This window comes from Halomonas alkalicola, from assembly GCF_030704205.1.
GTDB lineage: Bacteria > Pseudomonadota > Gammaproteobacteria > Pseudomonadales > Halomonadaceae > Halomonas > Halomonas alkalicola.
Genome location: NZ_CP131913.1, coordinates 1,851,843 through 1,872,446 on the forward strand (window position 1 = coordinate 1,851,843; position 20,604 = coordinate 1,872,446).

The following is a 20,604-nucleotide window of genomic DNA, read 5'->3' on the forward strand; positions in this document are numbered from 1 at the left end:
TCAATCAGTTGATGCGGGGAAGACAGGGGAATCGTTAATGGCCGCTGAGTGGGTTTTTCCCGGCCGATGGCCACAACCCCAGCGAGCGCAGACACTGCTCTCGGGCGGCTTGGTCTTCCTCGGGCGAGGTGGTGCTCGGCTCGGCAATCGACGGCTCCGCTGTCCGGGGGGAGGACGGCGGTACGCTTCGAGCTGCCGGCCGCTCGGCGGCGGCGGAAGCCCCCTGGGGCGCCCTCCCCGCCCGGCGCTCCGCCTGAGCCTGGGCGTAGCCGGTTGCCACGAACTCGCCACCGATGGCTCGCTTGATCAGCCCTCGCAGGAAGCCCTTGGGGTTTCGCACCGAGCCACCGCTCACGCGCCCTGCCGCCTCGTCGAGAATCGCCTGCTGGGTGTCGCCGGCCAGCTCCGCCATCAGCAGCTGAGTCGCCTGGCGTTCGCTCTCATCCATCGAGAGACATGCCGGCCAGTGCAGGTTCACGGCTGAGGTACCTGTAGGTTTTACACAGTGTGAAGTACGTACTGTACGGGAAGAACTGCCCGAGTTTTCATCGAGAACTGCCTCGACAGCCCGATAAGCCTTTGATTTCAGGCTTGGTTCTCTCTGAAAACCAGGGGAGTTCTCTCGATGCACTCGGCCGGGTTCTCGATGAGAACTCGGCTGCCTGCCCTGGTTCTTCTGGTCAGTCACGGTAGAGAACTGGGCAGCGTCATGCCTGACAGGCGACCGGCTCCGGGCCTGCCGGGAGCGAGAGGCCATGGTATCGAGACGCGTCGGCAGCTCATGCAGGGCACCGGCTTCCTGGAGCTCCTCGAGCACCATGGCAGCGACGGCCTTGACCACCTTGTTCTGGTGATCAAGGCAGCGACACACATACTCAACGTAGTCGGCATCCAGCACCGAAGCTTCAGCGGGCGAAAGCGGCTCGTCGTGCAGGATATAGACGTTGCCGATAATGCGGCCGTTCTGCGCGTTGCGCGCCCGGTGCCCGAGGCTGACCCAGCGGGTCAGGCGAAGCACAGCGATAACCCGGGCGACCGTGGCCCGCGACGCCTTCTGGCCCGGCGCCCCCCGCAGCAAGGGCTGCAGTTCGTCGTAGGTCGGCACCGCGGTGGTTCGGTCCGGATTGACCAGCATGCGCATCATCTGCCAGCCAAGCTTGTCAACGTGCCCGAGGCGCGGATCCAGCAGCAACGACCGCGGCACGGTCTCATGGGGGTTCCCGAAGAACAGCAGGCCATCGAGGCCCGAGGATGCGGCTTCTCCAGACTGCCCAACCTCACCGTTCACAACGGAGGACGCCGGGGACTCGCCCCGGCGCTGGGTCAGCTCGGAAGCCGCCTGGCCAATCAGGCGATCCAGCCCCTTCCGAGTGGCATCACGAAGCTGCACCATCACCGCTCTCCTTCAGGTGACGCCCACTCTTCGGCCGGCGGCGCCGTGCGCGGCTGGCCGGGGTCGACCCACTGCTTGACCAGGTGCCACACCACCGCCAGCGGGATATCGGTCTCCTCGGCGAGGGTCACCATACCCTGCAGGTCATCGGTCGCCTTGGGGTCCAGGGCGATATGCTGCCAGCGCTCCCAGGCATCGTGCTCAGCCTGCTCCGGCGGCATCGCCAGCCGCCCCTGGCGAGGTGCGATGCCCAATAGCTGACGGCGCGTCGAGCAGTCGTTGCCGGTCAGCCCGAAGAAGGCGCCCATCATGCTGACGCTGGCCCCCAGCCTCAGGCAGCGGTCAATCAGGGTCTCACGGTCCTGATCACGATCGATGCGCGCCAGGACGCCGCGCAGTGCGGCGTGATCCACCGAGAAGCGCGCTACCACTGGTCCTGCGCAGGCCAGCGAGTCGATATCGCTCGCTCTCAGTCGCCGCAGGGTGCGCAGCTCATCCTCACTGAAGCCGAGGGCCAGCGCACGGCGCATGTTGCCCTCACGAAGAAACCCCATGACCTGGCTGAGCAGCGCCTGATTCAGGTTGGCGGATGAAGAGCTCATGACTGGGCCTCCTGTTGTCCCTGCAGGTGTTCACGAAGGCGGCGAATCAGCCGCACCAGACGGAAGAAACGAAGCAGTACCGCATCGTCCCAGGCGCTCTCAGCGCCCTCTTCCCGATGGGTGCCCAGCAGCGCTCCCCACAGGGTGGCATCGGCGGGGTACTCGGGATTGAGCTCGCCGCGCAGGCTGGCCAGCGCCTGCCAGGCGAAGCGGGCACGGCGGTCGGCCGCCTCGGGCAGTGGGTTGAGGTCGAAGCCGATGCCGTCGTCATCGGCGATCACCACGTCGCTGCCGCCGAAGCCGCCCCAGCGGGCGATGACCTGCACCAGTTCACGGATACGAATACGCAGTGAGCGAGGCTCATCCTCGACGCCTTCGATAAACCAGACGTCGGCAATGGGCGGGGTGGTCTCACCGGAGAGCACCGGTGCCGCCAGGGGAGCCAGCTGCTCGAAGTCGAAGCTGGGCACGCCGAGCTCGCTGGCCAGGTGGTGACGGTAGCCGCGCTTCCCTGGAGTCTCTTCCCAGCGGGACTGAGTCAGCCCTTCAAGGCGGGCAGCCCGCTCGGCCTCCGTCCGCGCAGCACCCTCTGGCCAGTCACCCGCCTCCTCTGCGGGTGCCGCCATGGGCACTGGGTCAGCCTCCGATGCCGGCTCGCTGAATACCGACACCGAGGGAGACGGTGACTCGCTCAGCTGCTGTTTTTCGCGCTCCAGAGCGGCAACCTGCTCACGCAGCCGAAGCAGCTCGGCGCTCTCTGCTCTCTCATCGTCGGTAGGCGCGTCTCGGCTGAGGGTCCGAGGCGACGGCAGCTGCTCGGCCTGAGGGTCGGTCTGCGGCTGAGATTGAGGTTCACGGCCAGGATCTGAAGCGGGCACCTTCACCACCGGCGCACCGCCCGTGGCGGGCTCGGGCAGCGGTGGATAGAGAGAGGGCGGCTGGGCGTCGGGGTCACGCATCTGCTGCAACTCAACGTCCAGGGCCTCGAAGGCCTGATGCTCTTCCAGGTCCCAGCGCCGCTTGCGATAGGTGACGATATTGTCGAGGGTCAGCTCGCAGACGTTGAAGTGCACGCCCGTGTAGTCGGCCAGCATGCCGCAAAGCCGATCCACCACGATGCCCCAGTTCATCTCGGTCTGGCCCTCGTCATCGAACCAGGCCATGGTCTGGTGCCAGGTATCGGCAAAGCCCTGGGGCTCGACCTCCTGGGTGCAGCGCTCCCAGATCAGCCGGCAGGCTTCCCGGTAGCTGATCAGCTTCTCGACCTGCGGCCGCCCCAGGCCGCTGTAGAGGGTATTGGGCAGCGTGGGCAGCAGATGCTCGACGGTATAGAGCATCTTGCTGATATGGCTCTGGGCCACCTGGTAGCCGTCCTCCGCAAGGCGCTTGACCAGCTCACGCTGCGAGAGCGTGTCGCCGCTCTCCTCCTCGTACATCGCCTTGGCGTCCATCACGCCCTTGGCTCGCTCGATCCAAAGCAGCTGGCCACGGTTGTCGTTCTCGCTGAGGTGCCCCGTCAGCATCTTCACTTCCGACTGCCAGGGTCGGTACAGGGCATAGAAGGCGTGGAAGCGCGACTCACCGGTCTCTTCATAGAGCTCGCGCAGGATCTGCAGGCGGGTATTGCCACCGTCGCAGATGGTGTAGTGCTTCTCGCCCGGCCGCTGGGTGACCGGGGGCTTGTGCTTGAGGCCCGCTGCACGGATCGACGCCTTGATCTCCTCGTACTTGGGGTTCTGGACCTGCCGGGGGTTGTGCTCGTAGGGCTTGAGCATGTCCAGGGTGACCCAGACGGCCATCTCCTGGTCGGGCGGTGTCATGGCATCCACGGGCTGCCCCTGACGCTTGGGGCTGGGCTGCATCAGGCGCTCACGAAGCTGCTGGTCGCTCGGGCGTTTCATCGGCGGTATTCCTCGGTGACGAAGCGGACGGAGGCGGCACCGCCATGCGGCGCCTGGGTGCTGATGACAGTGGAATCACTCTTCATGGCGGCCCCTCTGCTGCCCCTCCGCGCGGCGCAGCTGGGAGCGTGCATTGAGCTCGGCGCGGCGGTCCTTGGTGGTAAAGGAGGTGAAGACCGGCGCACAACCCGGCTTGCTGAACCGCATGTGCCCACCGCTGGTACGCTGCACCTCCCACCCCCGGGTGGCGGCATAGCGCACCAGACGCTGCATCCCCTTGCACCCTCGTGCTGCCGACAGCGACTTACTCATCCTTGGCCTCCTCGATCTCCCAGAAGCGTTTCAGCAAGGCATCACCACCCTCGATGAAGGTGTGGATCTCGTGGCCGCTGTAGGTGGCCATCTGGATCACCGCGAGGGCATCTGCCTGCAGGGCAGGGTCGAGCCCGCGCAGCCGCTGCATCTCGAAAGGCCAGCTGTCGCCGTTGTAGAGCGCGAGGAGTAGGCGGCGCAGGTGATGGGACTGGCCGCTGTGTCCCTGAGCCACGCAGATCAGATGCTCGAGAGATGAGAGCCCCTGCTGCTCAGCCTCAAGCTGACGCTGGCGAGTCTCGTTCATGACCTGAGCCAACGCCTGAGAAAGCCGGGAACGGGGTTCGGGTGTGCGCACGCGATACTGGCTCATGGGGTCACCTCCTGATGCTGCCAGGCCAACGGCTTGAAGCGCGCCGACTCCCCCTGGAACGCCAGGTGCACGGTGCCGGTGGGCCCATTGCGCTGCTTGCCCAGGATCAACTCGGCCAGGCCGTGGCTGTCTTCGTTGTCGGGGTGGTAGACCTCGTCGCGGTAGATGAAGGCGATGACGTCGGCATCCTGCTCCAGCGCGCCACTGTCACGTAGGTCGGCCATGCAGGGGCGCTTGTTGGGGCGGGTCTCCAAGGAGCGGTTGAGCTGCGACAGGGCAATCACCGGGGTGCGCAGCTCCTTGGCGGTTTCCTTGAGGATGCGGCTGACCTTGCCCACCTCGAGGGTGCGGTTTTCGCTGCCCGGCTCCTGAAGCAGCTGCAGGTAGTCCACCAGGATCATTGAGGGGCGGCCGAAGCGGCGGGTCATGCGGCGAGCGCGGGCCTTCAGGCTGGAAGCGGTGATTCCCGAGGCATCATCGATCAAGAGCTTCCCGTCCAGCTGGGTGAGCCGACTGACCGCGGGGGTTACCTTGGGCCAATCCCCGTCTTCCATCTTTCCGGTGCGCAGCTTCTGCAGGGAGACATTGCCCAGGCTGGCGATCAGCCGCAGCATCAGCTGCGACTCGGGCATCTCCAGGGAGAAGATAAAGACCGGACCGGCAGCCTCCTCTGCCATCAGGGCATGCTCCGCAAAGCCGAGCCCCATGGCGGTCTTGCCCATGGAGGGGCGGCCGGCCAGGATGATGAGATCCCCCGGCTGCCAGCCCGCGGTCATGGCGTCCAGCTCGCTCAGGCCGCTCGGGATCCCCGTCACCCCACCCTGCGCATTGAAGGCCTGATCGATGACGTTGATGGCCTCCCCCAGCATCTCCTTCATGGAGCTCAGCCGGTCATGGCGCTCCTCCGTCAGGGCGAAGAGCTTCTGCTCGGCCTCCTCGATCAGCTCGGCGGCCGTGCGGCCCTGAGCGTTCAGGGCCTGCTGGTTCAGCGTGAAGCAGGTGTGGATCAGCTGCCGCAGCGCATGGCGGTCCTTCACGATCTCGGCATAGGCCGCCACATTGGCCGCGCTGGGCGTATTGCGGGCCAGCTCAGCCAGAAACGCGAGCCCTCCCACCTGCTCCAGCTGGTGGGCTTCCTCCAGCGCTTCGGAGACGGTCACCACATCCATCGGCTGGTCGCGATCTGCCAGCTCCCGGATCGCCTGAAACACCAGGCGGTGGGCCTGCTGATAGAACATGGCAGGGGCCAGGCGGTCGGCGACCTCGTCCCACATGGCGTTATCCAGCAGCAGCCCACCCAGCACCGACTGCTCTGCCTCCAGGCTGTGGGGTGGCAGATAACCGGCTTCCGGGCGCTCCTCGGCCACCCGAAGCTCGACCAGGTTCTCAATGGCACTCATCGTGGCAGCCTCCCTGCATGGCGGTGGTGCTGACCATGGCGTCGATCAGCGGCTGCCAGTCGGGGTTGAGCTCACAGGCCATCGTCTTGACCTGGTCGGCAGCGGCGGGCGACTTGCGGCCGGCGGGCTTGCGCGGCTCGAACTGGTGAGCCGGCAACCCCGCGCTGGCCGCCTGTCGGAAGGCGACACCGGCGCGGATGGTGCTCTGCATGACGGTGACGCCCTGCTCGCCGGCGGCGAACATCTCTGCCAGCGTCTGGTGGATGCCCCGCGCATCGGCGGTTTCATCCAGGCGATTCACGAGTACGGAAACGGGGGGAACGGAGAGGTGGGTGAACTGGCTGAGCGCCTCGAGATCGCGCAGCAGGCCAACGGTGCCACGCACGAACTCACGGGCAGAGAGCAGCTCGGGAGTGATGGGAGAGAGAGCGTGATCGGAAGCCAGGACCGCCATCTCCAGCGTGATGGAGCGCGCCCCCTGGGTGTCGATCAGGATGAGGTCATAGCCCGACAGATTGGAGAGCAGCTGGGCAAGCCGGAAACGGCCGTCCGGGGCGTTGAGCAGCAGCTGAGGAAGCTGGCCGGCATGATCGTTGGAGATCACTACATCCAGATTGGGATGGGCCGTCTGCGATATGACGCGGTCGGGAGCCGTGTCGCTAAGCGCGATCAGCTCATAGGTGCCGCCGGGGGCTTCGGTGCGGAGGGGGTAGTAACTGGAGAGCGTCGGCTGACTGTCCAGGTCGATGAACAGGACCCTGAGGCCCGCATCGGCCAGGAGGCCGCCCAGATTGGCAGTGACGGTGGTCTTGCCGACCCCGCCCTTGGTCGAAATAACGGATACAACGCGCATAACCTCACCTCGGTTCCAGATGGAAACAAGTGTGAGGCTGATGATCTGTCTCTATTTCACGAAGCTGTCAGGTCTACTGACACGCCAGGCGGGGGTTCCACTCTTGCTCGTAAGCTGCTGATTTCGCGTACTGTTTGCAATGGTGCCGGCACCAGGAGTCGACCCCGGGACCTACTGATTACAAGTCAGTTGCTCTACCAACTGAGCTATGCCGGCAAAGGCACGACCTGCAACACAGTACAATCTTCTTCAGCGAGAAAGACCGGGAACTCGAGTCCACGGCCTTTCAGAATTAAGGTTGGCGATGGCTGGGGTACCAGGATTCGAACCTGGGAATGCCGATACCAAAAACCGGTGCCTTACCACTTGGCGATACCCCAGCAGTGTGGTGGCCAGAGAGGGAATCGAACCCCCGACACGGGGATTTTCAATCCCCTGCTCTACCAACTGAGCTATCTGGCCGCTGCCAACGGTGCGTATTAAACCTCAGCTGGCGTTCCGCGTCAACCCCTTGGCTTTCAAAAAGATGGCCGGGCCAACGGCGGTGATTCAGCCCTCCTCCCGAGGCACATAGCCTTCGGCCTGGTCGGTCTCGCGGTTGTCGAGGAAGCGCTCCATCTGGTCCATCAGATACTCCCGGGAGGCGGGGTCGAGCATGTTGAGGTGCTTCTCGTTGATCAGGCGGGTCTGCAGGGCCTGCCACTCCTCCCAGGCCTGCTTCGACACGCTGGCCTGGATCTCCTGGCCCTTCTTGCCGGGCAGGGGGGGAAACGGCAGCGCCTCGAGCTCGCGCTGATACTTACGACAGAAGACGGTCTGACTCATGGGTCGATCTCCTCGTGGGTGTAGGGTCCCGGCGGGGCATCCAGGGCTAAGGGCGCCAGGCTGGTCAGCAGCGACTTGACCGGTGCCGCCAGGCCCACGGCATCGGGGTTCTCGGGATCGTACCAGCGGCGGGTCTCGCCCACCGCATCGAGGCGCTCGACGCGGGCCGGCTGGGGCGTGATCTCCAGCCGGAAGTGGCTGAACACATGCAGGAAGGGCGCTCCGGCCGACTCGATCGCGCTGCCCGGCGCATGGCTGTCGAGCCAGGCCGTGAGCGCCGCCTCGTCATCGAACTGCGGCAGGCTCCACAGCCCCCCCCACAGGCCGCTGGCAGGCCGCTGCTCGAGCAGCACGCGGCCGCGCGCATCGCGCAGCAGCAGCATGCGGGTGGTGCGGGTGGGCAGCGACTTCTTCGGCTTCGACTCCGGGAAGCGGCGCTCCGCGCCCCGGGCATGGGCCAGGCAGACATCGGCGAAGGGGCAGCGTCCGCACTCGGGCGTGCCGCGCCGGCACAGGGTCGCCCCCAGATCCATCACCGCCTGGGTGTAATCGACCAGGCGCTCGTGGGGCGTGTAGTGCTCGGCCAGGGCCCACAGCCGGCGCTCCACCGCGGGACGCCCCGGCCATCCCTCAACGGCATGCAGGCGCGCCAGGCTGCGCTTGACGTTGCCGTCGAGGATCACCGCGCGCTCCCCGCTGCTCTGGGCGATGATCGCCCCCGCGGTGGAGCGCCCGATGCCGGGCAGCGCCGCCAGCGCCTCGGCGTCCATGGGGAAGTCACCGCCATGCTCGTCGAGGAGCACGCCTGCGGCCTTGTGCAGGTTGCGCCCCCGCGCATAGTAGCCAAGCCCCGTCCACAGATGCAGCACCTCGTCCTGATGCGCGACCGCCAGCTCGCGCACCGTCGGAAAGCGCGCCATAAAGCGCTCGAAGTAGGGAATGACCGTGGCCACCTGGGTCTGCTGCAGCATGATCTCGGAGACCCATACCCGGTAAGGCGTGCGCTCCTGCTGCCAGGGCAGGTCGTGGCGGCCATGGACATCGAACCAGGCCAGCAGTCGCCGCTGGAACTCTGCGGCGGACAGGACGGGTGAGGGCATCTCACTCATCGCGACTCCACAAAAAAGCGCCGACACGGATGCCGGCGCAGGGACTGACGTTGCTCAATTCAACAGACCGCGCAGGGCATCGCGAAGTTCCCGGCCGCTGCCCTCCCCGAGCCGCTCGTCGAGACGCTCCAGGGTGCCCTCCAGGCGGCGCTCCGCTTCCTCGCCGACCCGGCGACCCAGTTCGTCGCGCAGCGCCTCGCCGATAGCGGACTGGAAGGCCTCGCGGTCGAAGCGGCACCATTCGGCGCTATCTCCCGAGAGGCTGCCCTCGCAGCGCACCGGGAAGGGCAGCCGCTCGAGACGGGGATTGACCCGGCAGGCGGCATCGGCGGTGTCCACCACCCGCGCCGCGGCGCGCAGTTCGAAGCGCTCGCTGATGAGGTCGAGCCAGCCCTCGCCGCCCAGCTCGATGCCCGGGATGACCACCAGCAGGTCCTCGCTGTTGAGGGTACCGTCGCGGATGACAAAGGTGGCGCCGGCCTCCTCGAAGCGGGTATCCGGGTGCCAGTCGCGGCTGGTCTCGCGTCCCTCCAGGGCCGCCACCGCGGTGCACAGCTCCCGGGAGACGTTGACGTCCAGAATGGCCCCGTCATCGATGCGCGCCTCGACGCGGCCATCGAGGTGGCGCCTCAGGTCCGGCCAGCTGTTGCCGCGGGAGGTGAGCTCGCCGTCGGCGGAGAAGCGTCCGCGCAGCGCGGCCTCCTCGTCGCCCAGCGCCTTCAGCAGCTCGTCGGCGCGCACCCGCTCGATGCGAGGCGCCAGCCGCCAGTGGATGGGGTCGCGGGTCAGGTCCAGCTCCCCGCTGGCGGCCAGGCTCCCCTCGTAGAAGCCGGCCTCGAAGCGGCTGAGGCGCTGGCGGCCGTCGGCGCCCTCCAGCGTCAGGCCGACGTCGCGGAACTCGAGTCCGGCGAGCCCCAGCCCGCCCAGGCGCAGCTCGCCCGCCAGGGCCAGCTCGGCGAGCCACTCGGCCGGCACCAGGGCGCCCGGCGCCTCGGCATGGGCCCTGGTGATCCCGGGCAGGCCAGCGGCCGCACGCTCGCCGGCAGGCTCCGCCGGCGGCAGGTAGGCATCCAGGTCGAGGCGATCCCCCTGCAGGTCGAAGTCGAGGGCACGGCCGTCCAGGCCCGCCGACAGCTGCCCGGTGAAGGTGCTGCCGTCCAGCGTCAGGGTCAGCCCGGCGAGCTCCAGGCGCGACATGTCGCCCCGCACGGGGGTGGTCAGCACCACCTCGGTGAGGGCCTCGTCATCGGCCATGGCAGGCAGGCTGTCGAAGCGCTCGAGCCAGGGGCGCAGGGAGAACGCGGCGAGGCGCAGCTGGCCCTCGTGGGGCGGCGCCTCCAGCAGGTGGTCGACATTGAGGTTGCCGTTCAGGCTGAGGCCGTGCTCGCCGCTCAGCACCAGGTCGCGCAGGTGGGCGGTCTCCTCGAGGAGATCCGCCTCCAGCGCGAAGGCCAGGGAGAGCGGCAGCGGCGAATCGCCAAGCGCAGGGTGGTTGAGCGTGGCGTCCAGGCTGCCCTCCGCCAGGTGCAGGCGGCGCTCGATGGCGTCAAGGTGCAGCTCGCTGCCTTTCAGGACCAGCTTCTGCTCGCCCTCCACCGCGGCCAGGCGGCTGGTGGTCGTCAGCGCGAGGTTCTCCAACCGGTAGCGTCGCTCCGCCAGCCCCAGGGTCACGCGACCCTCGAGAGAGACGTCGCTGGTCAGCCTGGGAGTGTTCTCCTGGGCCTCCGGGTCCAGGTCGTCGTGGCCGACCAGGCGGAAACTGGTGCGGATCGGGAAGGCGCTGCGCGGGTTGACGTTGCTGCCGGTGATGCCGAGCGATTCCAGGCGCAGCTCATGCCCGGCGCCCAGGTCGCGATAGCTCACCTCGCCGTCACGCACCTGCACGTTGGCGATGTTGAGCGCCACGGCCAGGCCGCCCTGACCATCCGGCACCGGGCCGGCGGAGGCGCCTGCCGGCGCCAGCACCTCTTCGGCGGCCTCGCTGCGCTCGGCGAGGCGCTCCATCAGCGCCTCCCAGTTGCCGCGCCCCGCCTCGTCCCGCTCGAGGTTGAGGCGCATGCCATCCAGGGTCATGCCGTCGATGGCGATCTCGCCGCGCAGCAGGGGGGTGAAGGCCAGGCTCACCTCGGCCCGCCGGAAGGCCACGAAGGAGGTCTCCTCGCTCACCGTCTGTTCGGGCAGCCAGGCCTCGGCCTTCTCGACGCCGACGCCGAGTCGCGGATAGAAGGACCAGGTCAGGGGGCCCTCCAGGGCCAGCTCCAGGCCGCTCTGCTCGCGCACCACCTCGATCAGCCGCGGCTTGAGGTCCTCGGGGTCGAAGAAGGTGGTCACATAGACCACCGCGGCCACGGCCAGAACGGCGAGAATCCCGATCGCGGCCAGCAGGGTACTCAGAAGGCGACGCATCACTGGCTCCTCTCGGGCATCAGCAGCTCATGGAAGCTCTCGTGCTGTTCGAGCCGGAAGCCCAGCCGCACCAGCAGCACCTGATCGGCCAGCCGAAGCTGCCCCAGCTCGGCGCGCAGGGCCCTCTCCTCGGCCTGGGCCGCCTGGCCCACCAGGGTCAGCAGCCGGGTGCCGACGCCGCGTCGGCGGGTCGGCTTGCGGATGCAGAAGTGCGACAGCCACCAGGCCTCGCCGTCGTCGCGCTGGGCCACCGCACCGATCAGGCGATCGTTGAAGCGGGCGCATAGGAAGCGATGGCCATCGGCCAGATGACCATGGATGAAGGCGTCCACCGGCGCGGGCAGCCGCTCGGAGGGCGCATCGGCATAGATACGGGCGAGGTCGAGCTGCGCCTGGGCATCCGCTTCCCAGGCGGCGCGGTCGACGGGATGGAGTGTCACCGGCATTGATGGGTCTCCCTGGGCCGGGGCGGCGAGGGTCGCCGCCGCGCAGTGGGGTGCATTGTAGCGGATGGGGTCGCCGATTCTCTATAATGGCAGCTTTCCGGCCGCGGGCGAGACCCGCCGTCCACTCGTTCTTTCGGGTCACTGCACGCCGGTGGCCCCATTCGACATGCGCCCAGGCGCTGGAGAGGCTTCGATGTCCGAGCGTATCGCCACGGTCAGCCGTGACACCCAGGAAACCCGGATCACCGTGACCGTCAACCTGGACGGCACCGGCAAGCTGGCCTGCGAGACCGGCGTGCCCTTCCTCGACCACATGCTCGACCAGGTGGCACGCCACGGCCAGATCGATCTCGAGATCAAGGCCGAAGGCGATCTCCACATCGACGACCACCACACCGTCGAGGACCTCGGCATCACCCTGGGCCAGGCCTTCGCCAAGGCCGTGGGCGACAAGCGCGGCATCCGCCGCTACGGCCACGCCTACGTGCCGCTGGACGAGGCGCTCTCGCGGGTGGTGGTGGACTTCTCCGGCCGCCCCGGGCTCTTCATGGACGTGGAGTTCACCCGTGCCACCATCGGCCGCCTGGACACCCAGCTCTTCTGGGAATTCTTCCAGGGCTTCGTCAACCACGGCATGGTGACCCTGCACATCGACAACCTGAAGGGCTTCAATGCCCACCATCAGGCAGAGACCATCTTCAAGGCCTTCGGCCGCGCGCTGCGCATGGCGCTGGAGCCCGACGAGCGCATGGCCGGCCAGATGCCATCTACCAAGGGCTGCCTGTGAGGCCGCCGCACGACCACACGAGGAGCGCCCCATGACCATTGCCGTCATCGACTACGGAATGGGCAACCTGCATTCCGTCGCCAAGGCACTGGAGCACGTCACCCACGAGAACGTGGTGGTCACCCGCGACCCCCGCCGCATCCTGGGCGCCACCCGCCTGGTGCTGCCCGGCCAGGGTGCCATCCGCGACTGCATGGGCGAGCTGGAGAAGACCGAGCTGCGCGGCCTGGTGGAAGAGCTGCTGGCCAGCCAGGAGAAGCCTCTGCTGGGCATCTGCGTGGGCCAGCAGATGCTGCTGGACCACAGCGAGGAGAACGGCGGCATTGGCTGCCTGGGCTTTCTCGGCGGCGAGGTGAGGCGCTTCCCCGGCGACATGCACGACGACCGCGGCCAGCGCCTCAAGGTCCCCCACATGGGCTGGAACCTGGTGCACCAGCAGCGCGAACACCCGCTGTGGGCCGGCATCGATCAGGACGAGCACTTCTACTTCGTGCACAGCTACTACGTGGAAGCCGCCGACGAGGCCACGGTCTTCGGCACCACCGACTACGGCCGCATCCAAGCCCACGTGGCCATCGGCCGCGACGCTACCTTCGCCGTGCAGTTCCACCCGGAGAAGAGCTCCCGGGCCGGCCTCAAGCTGCTCGAGAACTTTGTCACCTGGGCGCCCTGAGCCGCGCCCGGGTCGCCCGGGCCCCTGAGGTTCGCACAGACCCAGGCGCTGGCGCCGCACCGGGCGGCCGCGCCGCCCCACGACTTTCAACCGGGGCCCGCTGAGGCACCCAAGAGGAGCTGGACATGCTGGTGATTCCCGCCATCGATCTCAAGGACGGCCAGTGCGTGCGCCTGAAGCAGGGCCGCATGGACGACGCCACCACCTACGGCGACGACCCGGTGGCCATGGCCGAGCGCTGGGTGAAGGCCGGCGCCCGCCGTCTCCACCTGGTGGACCTCAACGGCGCCTTCGAGGGCAAGCCGGTCAACGGTGACGCCGTGACCGCCATCGCCCGGCGCTGGCCCGAGCTTCCGATCCAGATCGGTGGCGGCATCCGCTCCGCCGAGACCATCGAGCACTACCTGGCCGCCGGCGTCAGCTACGTGATCATCGGCACCAAGGCGGTCAAGGAGCCGGACTTCGTCGGCGAGATGTGCCGCGCCTTCCCGGGCCACGTGATCGTCGGCCTGGACGCCCGCGACGGCTTCGTGGCCACTGACGGCTGGGCCGAGGTCTCCCAGGTGAAGGCGGTGGATCTCGCCAAGCGCTTCGCCGACGACGGCGTCTCCAGCATCGTCTACACCGATATCGCCCGGGACGGCATGATGAACGGCGTCAACGTGGAGGCTACCGCGGCGCTTGCCCGGGACGGCGGCCTGCCGGTGATCGCCTCCGGCGGGGTGACCAACCTCGACGACCTGCGCGCCCTGGTGGCCGCCGGCGAGCCGGGCATCCTCGGCGCCATTACCGGTCGCGCCATCTACGAAGGCAGCCTGGATGTCGCCGAAGGGCAGCGGCTGTGCGACCAGCTCACCGGCCAGGGGGGGAGCTGACCATGGGACTCGCCAAGCGCATCATCCCCTGCCTCGACGTCGATGCCGGTCGCGTGGTCAAGGGCGTCAACTTCATCGGCATCCGCGACGCCGGCGACCCGGTGGAGATCGCCCAGCGCTACAACCAGCAGGGCCCCGACGAGATCACCTTCCTCGACATCACGGCGAGCCACGAGGATCGCGGCACCACGGTGGAGATGGTCGAGCGCATCGCCGGCGAGGTGTTCATCCCCCTCACCGTGGGCGGCGGCATCCGCACCTGCGATGACATCCGCACCATGCTCAACGCCGGCGCCGACAAGGTCTCCATCAACACCGCTGCGGTGACCAACCCCGAGTTCGTGCGCGAGGCCGCCGAGCGCTTCGGCAGCCAATGCATCGTGGTGGCCATCGACGCCAAGCGGGTCTCCGCCGAGGGCGAAACGCCGCGCTGGGAGATCTTCACCCACGGCGGACGCCGCCCCACCGGGCTTGACGCCGTGGAGTGGGCGAAGAAGATGGTGGAGCACGGTGCCGGCGAACTGCTGCTCACCAGCATGGATCGCGACGGCACCAAGGTCGGCTTCGACCTGGGGGTGACCCGCGCCATCGCCGACGCAGTGAGCGTGCCGGTGATCGCCTCCGGCGGGGTCGGCAACCTCGACCACCTGGTGGAGGGCGTGCTGGAAGGCGGTGCCGATGCGGTGCTGGCCGCCAGCATCTTCCACTTCGGCGAGTACACCATCCCCGAGGCCAAGCGCTACATGGCCGAGCATGGCATCGAGATGCGCCTCTGAGCGCCGAGGGAGACGACCGGATGTCGCTTCGCACACGACTCGCCACGGCCCTGCTGCTCACGCCGCTGCTGGCCCCCTCCGCCGCCCTGGCGGAGGAGGCCGGCGGCTGGCGGGAGCGGCTCGACTGGCCGCCGGCCCTGGAGCTCAGCCATGTGCTGGTGCAGACCAGCCTCTATACCGACCACTTCAGTCCGGACCCGGAGCACACCAACAACCAGCGGCTGATCGGGGTGGAGCTGCACAACCCCGATCTCTGGTTCACTGGCGCGGCGCGCTTCAAGAACTCCTTCAACCAGGATTCCATCTACCTCTACGTGGGCCGCGAGCTGCCAATGTGGGAGTCCGGCGATACCCGCATCCGCGCCAAGCTCTCCGCCGGGGCCCTGCACGGCTACCGCGGCGAGTATCGCGACAAGATCCCCTTCAACCGCTACGAGATCGCCCCGGCCATCCTGCCCAGCCTGGGCGTCAGCTGGAAGCGCCTCGAGGCCGACCTGATCGTGTTCGGTGCCGCCGGCCTGATGGTGAGCGCCGGGGTGCGTTTCTAGCCCGGCGCCCGCAGGGCTAGTCGAGGGAAAGGCCGAGGTTGCTGACGCCGTCGTTGCGCCCGAGGCGACGCAGCGCCTTGAGCTCGTCGCGGCCCAGCGGCCCCTCGACGGCCTCGAGCACCGCGTCCTGGAAGTCGTTCTCGTCGGCCATCAGCGGGTGGTCGCGCACCAAGGCGGCCAGCCGCTCGCCGTCCTCCTCGCCCTCGGTCAGCTCGATAAAGGCCCTGACACCTCCGCGAGATGCGCGGCTCACCTCCAGCACCGCCTCGGGGGCCTCACCCTGCAGGGTATCCAGCAGCGCCGAGAGGGCTGCGACCGCCTCGGAGGCGCGGCGCGCGCCGAAGCTGTCGTCGTCCGGCGGGGGCGCCTGCTCGGCCAGCTTCTCCGCCTGCAGGGCGAAATCGATCTTCGCGCCCTTCACCGAGAGCCGCTCCCACACCAGGTCGAGGATGGCCCGCAGCGCCTGGGGGTTGCCGTGACCGGCGCCCTGGGCGTCGAGCGCCTGGCAGTAGAAGCCATAGTTGGGCAGCAGGCGCTCGCACAGCGCCGCCATGAAGGCCTGCTGGGAGCGCGGCTCGAGCTCCTGCAGGCGCTGAAAGAAACCGCTCATGGACTCTCCTTGACATCTCAATGTCTCATGGCCAGAGGCGCTCGGCCGGGGCCCGGCCCCGGGCGTCCAGCACCACGCCCTCCGCGGCGAGCCGCTCGCGCTGCTCCGCCGCACCGGGATGGTCGGCCAGCTTGCGCGAGGCGGTGATCACCCGGTACCAGGGCAGGCCGTGATCCTCGGGCAGCTCGCGCAGGGCGCGGGCCACCAGCCGGGGCGTCGCCCCCTCGGTCATGGCGGCGATGCGCCCGTAGGTGGTCACCCGCCCGGCCGGGATGGCCGCCAGCACCGTCAGTATCTGTTCACGCAGCGCCGGCTTCATGTACCCTTGCGCCCCCTGTCAGGTCGTTACCCATCGATGGCGAGGTTCCCATGCACCTTCACCTGCTCCAGCACAGCCCCCACCAGGGGCCGGCGCGCCTGGCCGACTGGCTCTCCAGCATGGGCCACAGCCATACGGTGTTCCATCTGGACGCCGGCGAGACGCCGCCCCGCCTCGCCGACTGCGATGCCCTGGTGGTGCTCGACGGCCCCGTCGGCCCGCTGGACGAGGGCAGCCAGCCCTGGCTCAAGGGCGAGCGACGACTGATCGAACGCGCCCTGGACAGCCACAAGCCGCTGCTCGGCATCGGCTACGGCGCGCGCCTGATCGCCGAGGCGCTGGGCGCCGTGGCGGCCCGCGGCACCTTTGCAGAGACCGGCTGGCACCGGGTCACCCTGGCGCCGGAAAGCCCGCTGGACCTGCCCGAGCAGTTCGACGCCTTCATGTGGCACCGCGAGGTGTTCGCGCTGCCCGAGGACGGCGTGGCGCTGGGCGGCAGCGAGGCGAGCCCGCTGCAGGGCTTCAGCTGGGACGCCGGCAGGGTGGTGGGCCTGCTCTGCCACCTGGAGGCGACGCCGGAGAGCGTGGCAGCGCTGCTCGAACGGAGCCCGCTCCCCGACGGCAGTGCCCGGAGCCCCCACGCCCAGCCCGCGGAGGCGATGCTCGCCGACCCCCAGCGCTTCGTGCGGCTGGCGCCGCTGCTCGACCGCCTGCTCAGCCAGTGGCTGCGCCCGCAGGCGGCCTGAGCACCTGCGAATCGCCTAGGAAACGGCCTGGGCGGCGCTCCACTCCCGGGCCGCGGCCAGGCAGCTCTCCCAGTCACCCACGTGGAGGAAGCGCTGCTCGGGGTGCTTCTCCAGCTGGTAGCGGTACATGGGGTCGTAGTACTCGGTGAGCAGCGGGGCCAGCCAGGCCTCGTGGGCCTGGCGATTACCCCGCGCGTGCTCGCGGAAGGCCAGCTGCTGGAGCCGCTGCAGCCGATCGAGCCGGGCGCGCCCCAGCCGCTTGCGCAGCCTGGCCAGCGAACCCGACAGCTGCTTGCGCATCAGCGCCCAGCCCAGCCACTCGCCGCACTGCTGCCGGTAGACCTCCCAGAGGTCGTCGATGTAGTCCTTGTGGATCTGCGCCAGGCGCCAGTCCAGCGGCATCTCCACCCGCAGGCGTGGCGCCTGCACCATGGCCCGCCAGAAGGTGAGCGGCAGGTTGGCGGTGCCGATATGACGCGACTCGTCCTCCACCACGACAGGCCCAGGCAGGGCCAGCAGGCGTCGGCCCATGGCGTGCTCGAAGTCGATCTGGCTGGGGGCCGGCAGCGGGTGGCGCCCGAAGGCCGAGCCCTTGTGACGGGCGCAGCCCTCCAGATCCAGGCCGTTGTCGAGGGCCTGGATCAGCGCGGTCTTGGCACAGCCGGTCAGCCCCCCCACCACCAGCAGCGGCCGCTCGGCGGCGGCATCGATGCGCGCACAGAGCGCCTGGCGCATCGCCTTCCAGCCGCCGCGGATGCGCGGGCGGGTGACGCCCGCCTCGCTGATCCACTGCTGGGCGATCTGCGAGCGAAGCCCACCGCGGAAGCAGTAGACGATGGCGTCGGGGTGAGCCTCCAGGGCCTGCATCCAGGCCCTGACGCGGGCCGCCTTGATGCCGCCGCTGACCAGCCGCTGGCCGAGCTCGATGGCCGCCTGCTGGCCACGCTGCTTGTACTCGATGCCGACCAGGCGGCGCTCCTCGTCGTCCATCAGCGGGAGGTTCACGGCCCCGGGCAGCGCGCCCTGGGCAAACTCTACCGGGGCGCGCACGTCGATCAGCACAAGCCCCTCGCTCAGCAGGGCGAGATCCGGTTCGACCAGCGGCAGTTCACTCACCCCTTCACCTCGATCAGCGCGGGGCCTTCGGCCCTGACCACCTCGCCGAAGGGGGTGAGCACGATGCCGTGCTCGCGGCCGATGCGCTCCACATCGTCCTCCCAGGCCGGGTCCACCGAGAGCAGCAGGCCGCCGGAGGTCTGGGGGTCGCACAGCCACTGCCAGTGCGCCTCGTCCATCTCCGGCAGGCTCTCGCCCAGGGCCTGGCGATTGCGCAGGGTGCCGCCGGGCACCGCGCCCTGGCGGCGGTAGGCCTCCGCCTCGGCGAGTCGCGGCAGGCGGCGGAAGTCGACCCGCGCCGCCACGCCGCTGGCCGCGCACACCTCGGCCAGGTGGCCGGCCAGGCCGAAGCCGGTGACGTCGGTCATGGCGTTGACCCCCTTCACCTTCGCCAGGGCCACGCCGATGCGGTTGGACCTGAGCATGGTCTCCCGGGCCAGCCCCTGGTGGCCGGGCTCCAGCAGCGCCTTCTTCTCGGCGGTGGTGAGCATGCCCACCCCCAGCGGCTTGGTCAGGAACAGCAGGTCGCCGGGCTTCGCCCCCTTGTTGAGCTTGAGATGCTCGAGCTCCACCAGGCCGTTGACCGCCAGGCCGAAGATCGGCTCCGGGGCATCGATGGAGTGGCCGCCGGCCAGGGCCAGACCCAGCTCCCGGCATACGGCCTGGGCGCCGGCGAGCACGTCGCCGGCCACCTCGGCGGGCAGCTTGTCCAGCGGCCAGCCGAGGATGCCCAGGGCCAGCACCGGGGTGCCCCCCATGGCGAAGACGTCGCTGATGGCGTTGGTGGCGGCGATGCGGCCGAAGTCGAAGGGGTCGTCGACGATGGGCATGAAGAAATCGGTGGTGGCGATCATGCCGCGGCCATCGCCCAGGTCGTAGACGGCGGCATCCTCGCGCCCCTGGTTGCCGACGATCAGCTGCGAATGGGTGGCGCCCGGACCGGCCTTGGCCAGGATGCCGTCGAGCACGTCGGGGGCGATCTTGCAGCCACAGCCGGCGCCGTGGCTGTACTGGGTCAGGCGAATGGCACTCATCGGGATCTCCTTGGCAAACGGTGGGACTATTCTACTCTGCACATCGGCCAGGACACGACCGCTGGTTCAGGGCTCGGCCCGGCAGCTAGAGTGCCTCCAGCGCATCGGCGAGCTTGTCCACGGCGACCACCTCCATGCCGGGAGGCGATGACTTGGGCGCATTTCCGCGAGGCACGATGGCGCGGGTAAAGCCGTGCTTGGCCGCCTCGACGATGCGCTCCTGGCCGCTGGGCACCGGGCGGATCTCGCCGGAGAGCCCCACCTCGCCGAACACCACCAGCTCCCGGGGCAGCGGCCGGCTCTGCAGGCTGGAGACCACCGCCAGCAGCACGGCCAGGTCGGCACTGGTCTCCAGCACCTTGACCCCGCCCACCACGTTTAGGAAGACATCCTGGTCGCCGGTGAAGAGCCCACCGTGGCGGTGCAGCACCGCCAGCAGCATGGCCAGGCGATTGGGATCGAGACCCACGGCGACCCGCCGGGGGTTGCCCAGCGCCGAGTCGTCGAGCAGCGCCTGCACCTCGACGAGAATCGGCCGTGTGCCCTCCCAGACCACCATCACCAGGCTGCCCGGCGACTGCTCCTCGGCCCGGGAGAGGAAGATGGCGCTGGGGTTCTTCACCTCCTTGAGACCGTGCTCGAGCATGGCGAAGACCCCCAGCTCATTGACCGCGCCGAAGCGGTTCTTCTGCCCACGCAGGGTGCGAAAGCGCGAGTCGGCCCCTCCCTCCAGCAGCAGGGAGGCATCGATCATATGCTCGAGCACCTTGGGGCCGGCCAGGGTGCCATCCTTGGTCACATGGCCCACCAGCAGCAGCACGGTGTTGCTCTGCTTGGCGAAGCGGGTCAGGGCCGCGGCGGACTCGCGCACCTGAGCCACCCCCCCCGGCGCCGAGGCGATGTCCTCCAGGTGCATGGTCTGGATGGAGTCGATCACCAGTATCTCGGGGCGCTCCCGCTCGGCCACGGCGAGCACGGTCTCGACGCTGGTCTCGGCCAGCATCTTGAGCCCCTGGACCGGCAGCTGGAGGCGGTGGGCGCGCATCGCCACCTGGGAGAGCGACTCCTCACCGGTGACATAGAGCACCCGGCGGGACTGGGCCAGCTTGCAGGCGGTCTGCAGCAGCAGGGTCGACTTGCCGGCCCCCGGATGGCCGCCCAGCAGCACCGCCGACCCCGGCACCAGCCCGCCCCCCAGCACCCGGTCAAACTCGCCGAAGGTGGAGGAGAGCCTCGGCACCTCGGTGAGATCCACATTGGCGAGGTCCACCACCTCCCGCGTCAGGGCCCCGGCATAGCCGCTGCGCCCACCGCCGGCGCCTGCGCTCCCGGCACCGGGACGGGCGGCGGCCAGGCGAACCTCGCTCAGGGTGTTCCACTCCTGGCAGCTGGTGCACTGTCCCTGCCACTTGCGGTACTCGGCACCGCACTCGGTGCAGACGAAGGCGCTCTTTGCCTTGGCCATGGTGTTTCGACTCCCGGATCCTGGCTGGAGGGGCA

The 20,604-nt window shown here is 68.8% G+C and carries 22 protein-coding genes and 3 tRNA genes; 6 read left to right on the top strand and 19 right to left on the bottom strand.

The genetic code is table 11. The annotated features are described in order from the left end of the window. Positions 1-34 precede the first annotated feature (34 nt). From B6N23_RS08815 to B6N23_RS08880, 14 genes are all read right to left on the bottom strand, one after another. Positions 35-1,393: an STY4528 family pathogenicity island replication protein gene (locus B6N23_RS08815; RefSeq protein WP_305497914.1), complete on the bottom strand. Its 1,359-nt coding sequence runs from the start codon at positions 1,391-1,393 to the stop codon at positions 35-37. Continuing rightward, the gene (locus B6N23_RS08820) at positions 1,393-1,995 is read right to left on the bottom strand and encodes a DUF2857 domain-containing protein (RefSeq protein WP_096654982.1); all 603 of its coding nucleotides are present in this window, start codon (positions 1,993-1,995) and stop codon (positions 1,393-1,395) included. Before B6N23_RS08820 ends, B6N23_RS08815 begins: the two co-directional genes overlap by 1 nt. After that, positions 1,992-3,896 (bottom strand): ParB family protein, encoded by a 1,905-nt coding sequence (locus B6N23_RS08825; RefSeq protein ID WP_305497923.1) that lies wholly within the window; start codon positions 3,894-3,896, stop codon positions 1,992-1,994. Before B6N23_RS08825 ends, B6N23_RS08820 begins: the two co-directional genes overlap by 4 nt. 75 nt (positions 3,897-3,971) lie before the next feature. Further along, the gene (locus B6N23_RS08830) at positions 3,972-4,208 is read right to left on the bottom strand and encodes a type II toxin-antitoxin system HicA family toxin (protein WP_305497925.1); all 237 of its coding nucleotides are present in this window, start codon (positions 4,206-4,208) and stop codon (positions 3,972-3,974) included. Continuing rightward, the gene (locus B6N23_RS08835; protein ID WP_096654976.1) at positions 4,201-4,581 is read right to left on the bottom strand and encodes a DUF7673 family protein; all 381 of its coding nucleotides are present in this window, start codon (positions 4,579-4,581) and stop codon (positions 4,201-4,203) included. Before B6N23_RS08835 ends, B6N23_RS08830 begins: the two co-directional genes overlap by 8 nt. Further along, complete coding sequence (gene dnaB / locus B6N23_RS08840) at positions 4,578-5,981, bottom strand: replicative DNA helicase (RefSeq protein ID WP_305497927.1); 1,404 nt, start codon at positions 5,979-5,981, stop codon at positions 4,578-4,580. The genes B6N23_RS08835 and dnaB overlap by 4 nt, the downstream gene beginning before the upstream one ends. Beyond that, positions 5,968-6,834, bottom strand: a complete 867-nt coding sequence (locus B6N23_RS08845) for a ParA family protein (RefSeq protein WP_110070726.1) — start codon at positions 6,832-6,834, stop codon at positions 5,968-5,970. Before B6N23_RS08845 ends, dnaB begins: the two co-directional genes overlap by 14 nt. 140 nt (positions 6,835-6,974) lie before the next feature. Continuing rightward, a tRNA-Thr gene (locus B6N23_RS08850) sits at positions 6,975-7,050 on the bottom strand. Positions 7,051-7,139: 89 nt separating this feature from the next. Then, positions 7,140-7,214: transfer RNA gene (locus B6N23_RS08855), tRNA-Gln, on the bottom strand. Positions 7,215-7,220: 6 nt separating this feature from the next. Continuing rightward, positions 7,221-7,296, bottom strand: a tRNA-Phe gene (locus B6N23_RS08860). A gap of 87 nt (positions 7,297-7,383) precedes the next feature. Then, positions 7,384-7,659, bottom strand: a complete 276-nt coding sequence (locus tag B6N23_RS08865; RefSeq protein ID WP_305497931.1) for an oxidative damage protection protein — start codon at positions 7,657-7,659, stop codon at positions 7,384-7,386. Next, positions 7,656-8,768: an A/G-specific adenine glycosylase gene (mutY, locus tag B6N23_RS08870; RefSeq protein WP_302140366.1), complete on the bottom strand. Its 1,113-nt coding sequence runs from the start codon at positions 8,766-8,768 to the stop codon at positions 7,656-7,658. The genes B6N23_RS08865 and mutY overlap by 4 nt, the downstream gene beginning before the upstream one ends. A 54-nt stretch (positions 8,769-8,822) precedes the next feature. Further along, complete coding sequence (locus B6N23_RS08875; protein WP_305497933.1) at positions 8,823-11,174, bottom strand: AsmA family protein; 2,352 nt, start codon at positions 11,172-11,174, stop codon at positions 8,823-8,825. Continuing rightward, positions 11,174-11,620, bottom strand: coding sequence for an acetyl-CoA sensor PanZ family protein (locus tag B6N23_RS08880; protein WP_305497935.1), 447 nt, complete (start codon positions 11,618-11,620; stop codon positions 11,174-11,176). The genes B6N23_RS08875 and B6N23_RS08880 overlap by 1 nt, the downstream gene beginning before the upstream one ends. 193 nt (positions 11,621-11,813) lie before the next feature. Between B6N23_RS08880 and hisB the strand changes: the two genes are divergently transcribed. The 5 genes from hisB (at position 11,814) to B6N23_RS08905 (ending at position 15,279) form a co-directional block, all read left to right on the top strand. Beyond that, positions 11,814-12,407 (top strand): imidazoleglycerol-phosphate dehydratase HisB, encoded by a 594-nt coding sequence (gene hisB, locus B6N23_RS08885; RefSeq protein ID WP_110070163.1) that lies wholly within the window; start codon positions 11,814-11,816, stop codon positions 12,405-12,407. A 31-nt stretch (positions 12,408-12,438) separates the two neighbouring features. Continuing rightward, a complete protein-coding gene (gene hisH, locus B6N23_RS08890) occupies positions 12,439-13,080 on the top strand; it encodes an imidazole glycerol phosphate synthase subunit HisH (RefSeq protein WP_305497939.1) in 642 nt (213 codons plus the stop codon). Between the two features lie 125 nt (positions 13,081-13,205). Further along, entirely contained in the window at positions 13,206-13,955 is a 750-nt protein-coding gene (gene hisA / locus B6N23_RS08895; RefSeq protein ID WP_302140357.1) for a 1-(5-phosphoribosyl)-5-[(5-phosphoribosylamino)methylideneamino]imidazole-4-carboxamide isomerase, read from the top strand. A gap of 2 nt (positions 13,956-13,957) precedes the next feature. After that, complete coding sequence (gene hisF / locus B6N23_RS08900) at positions 13,958-14,731, top strand: imidazole glycerol phosphate synthase subunit HisF (protein ID WP_305497942.1); 774 nt, start codon at positions 13,958-13,960, stop codon at positions 14,729-14,731. Positions 14,732-14,751: 20 nt separating this feature from the next. Further along, positions 14,752-15,279 carry a hypothetical protein gene (locus B6N23_RS08905; protein WP_305497944.1) on the top strand — a complete coding sequence of 176 codons (528 nt, stop codon included), beginning with the start codon at positions 14,752-14,754 and terminating at the stop codon, positions 15,277-15,279. 16 nt (positions 15,280-15,295) lie between these two features. On the opposite strand, the gene B6N23_RS08910 is transcribed toward B6N23_RS08905, so the two are convergent. After that, positions 15,296-15,889 carry a YjaG family protein gene (locus B6N23_RS08910; protein ID WP_119023298.1) on the bottom strand — a complete coding sequence of 198 codons (594 nt, stop codon included), beginning with the start codon at positions 15,887-15,889 and terminating at the stop codon, positions 15,296-15,298. A 25-nt stretch (positions 15,890-15,914) separates the two neighbouring features. After that, positions 15,915-16,208, bottom strand: a complete 294-nt coding sequence (locus B6N23_RS08915; protein WP_305497951.1) for an MGMT family protein — start codon at positions 16,206-16,208, stop codon at positions 15,915-15,917. 50 nt (positions 16,209-16,258) lie between these two features. On the opposite strand from B6N23_RS08915, the gene B6N23_RS08920 reads away from it, so the two are divergent. Beyond that, positions 16,259-16,954 (top strand): type 1 glutamine amidotransferase, encoded by a 696-nt coding sequence (locus B6N23_RS08920; protein WP_305497953.1) that lies wholly within the window; start codon positions 16,259-16,261, stop codon positions 16,952-16,954. Between the two features lie 15 nt (positions 16,955-16,969). Here the strand turns inward: B6N23_RS08920 and mnmH are convergent, their stop codons facing one another. The 3 genes from mnmH to radA all read right to left on the bottom strand — a co-directional run bounded on the left by mnmH (position 16,970) and on the right by radA (position 20,569). Further along, entirely contained in the window at positions 16,970-18,070 is a 1,101-nt protein-coding gene (gene mnmH / locus B6N23_RS08925) for a tRNA 2-selenouridine(34) synthase MnmH (RefSeq protein WP_305497955.1), read from the bottom strand. Further along, complete coding sequence (gene selD / locus B6N23_RS08930; RefSeq protein ID WP_302140346.1) at positions 18,067-19,104, bottom strand: selenide, water dikinase SelD; 1,038 nt, start codon at positions 19,102-19,104, stop codon at positions 18,067-18,069. The genes mnmH and selD overlap by 4 nt, the downstream gene beginning before the upstream one ends. Before the next feature lie 85 nt (positions 19,105-19,189). Next, the gene (radA, locus tag B6N23_RS08935) at positions 19,190-20,569 is read right to left on the bottom strand and encodes a DNA repair protein RadA (protein WP_299315365.1); all 1,380 of its coding nucleotides are present in this window, start codon (positions 20,567-20,569) and stop codon (positions 19,190-19,192) included. Positions 20,570-20,604: the final 35 nt, after the last annotated feature.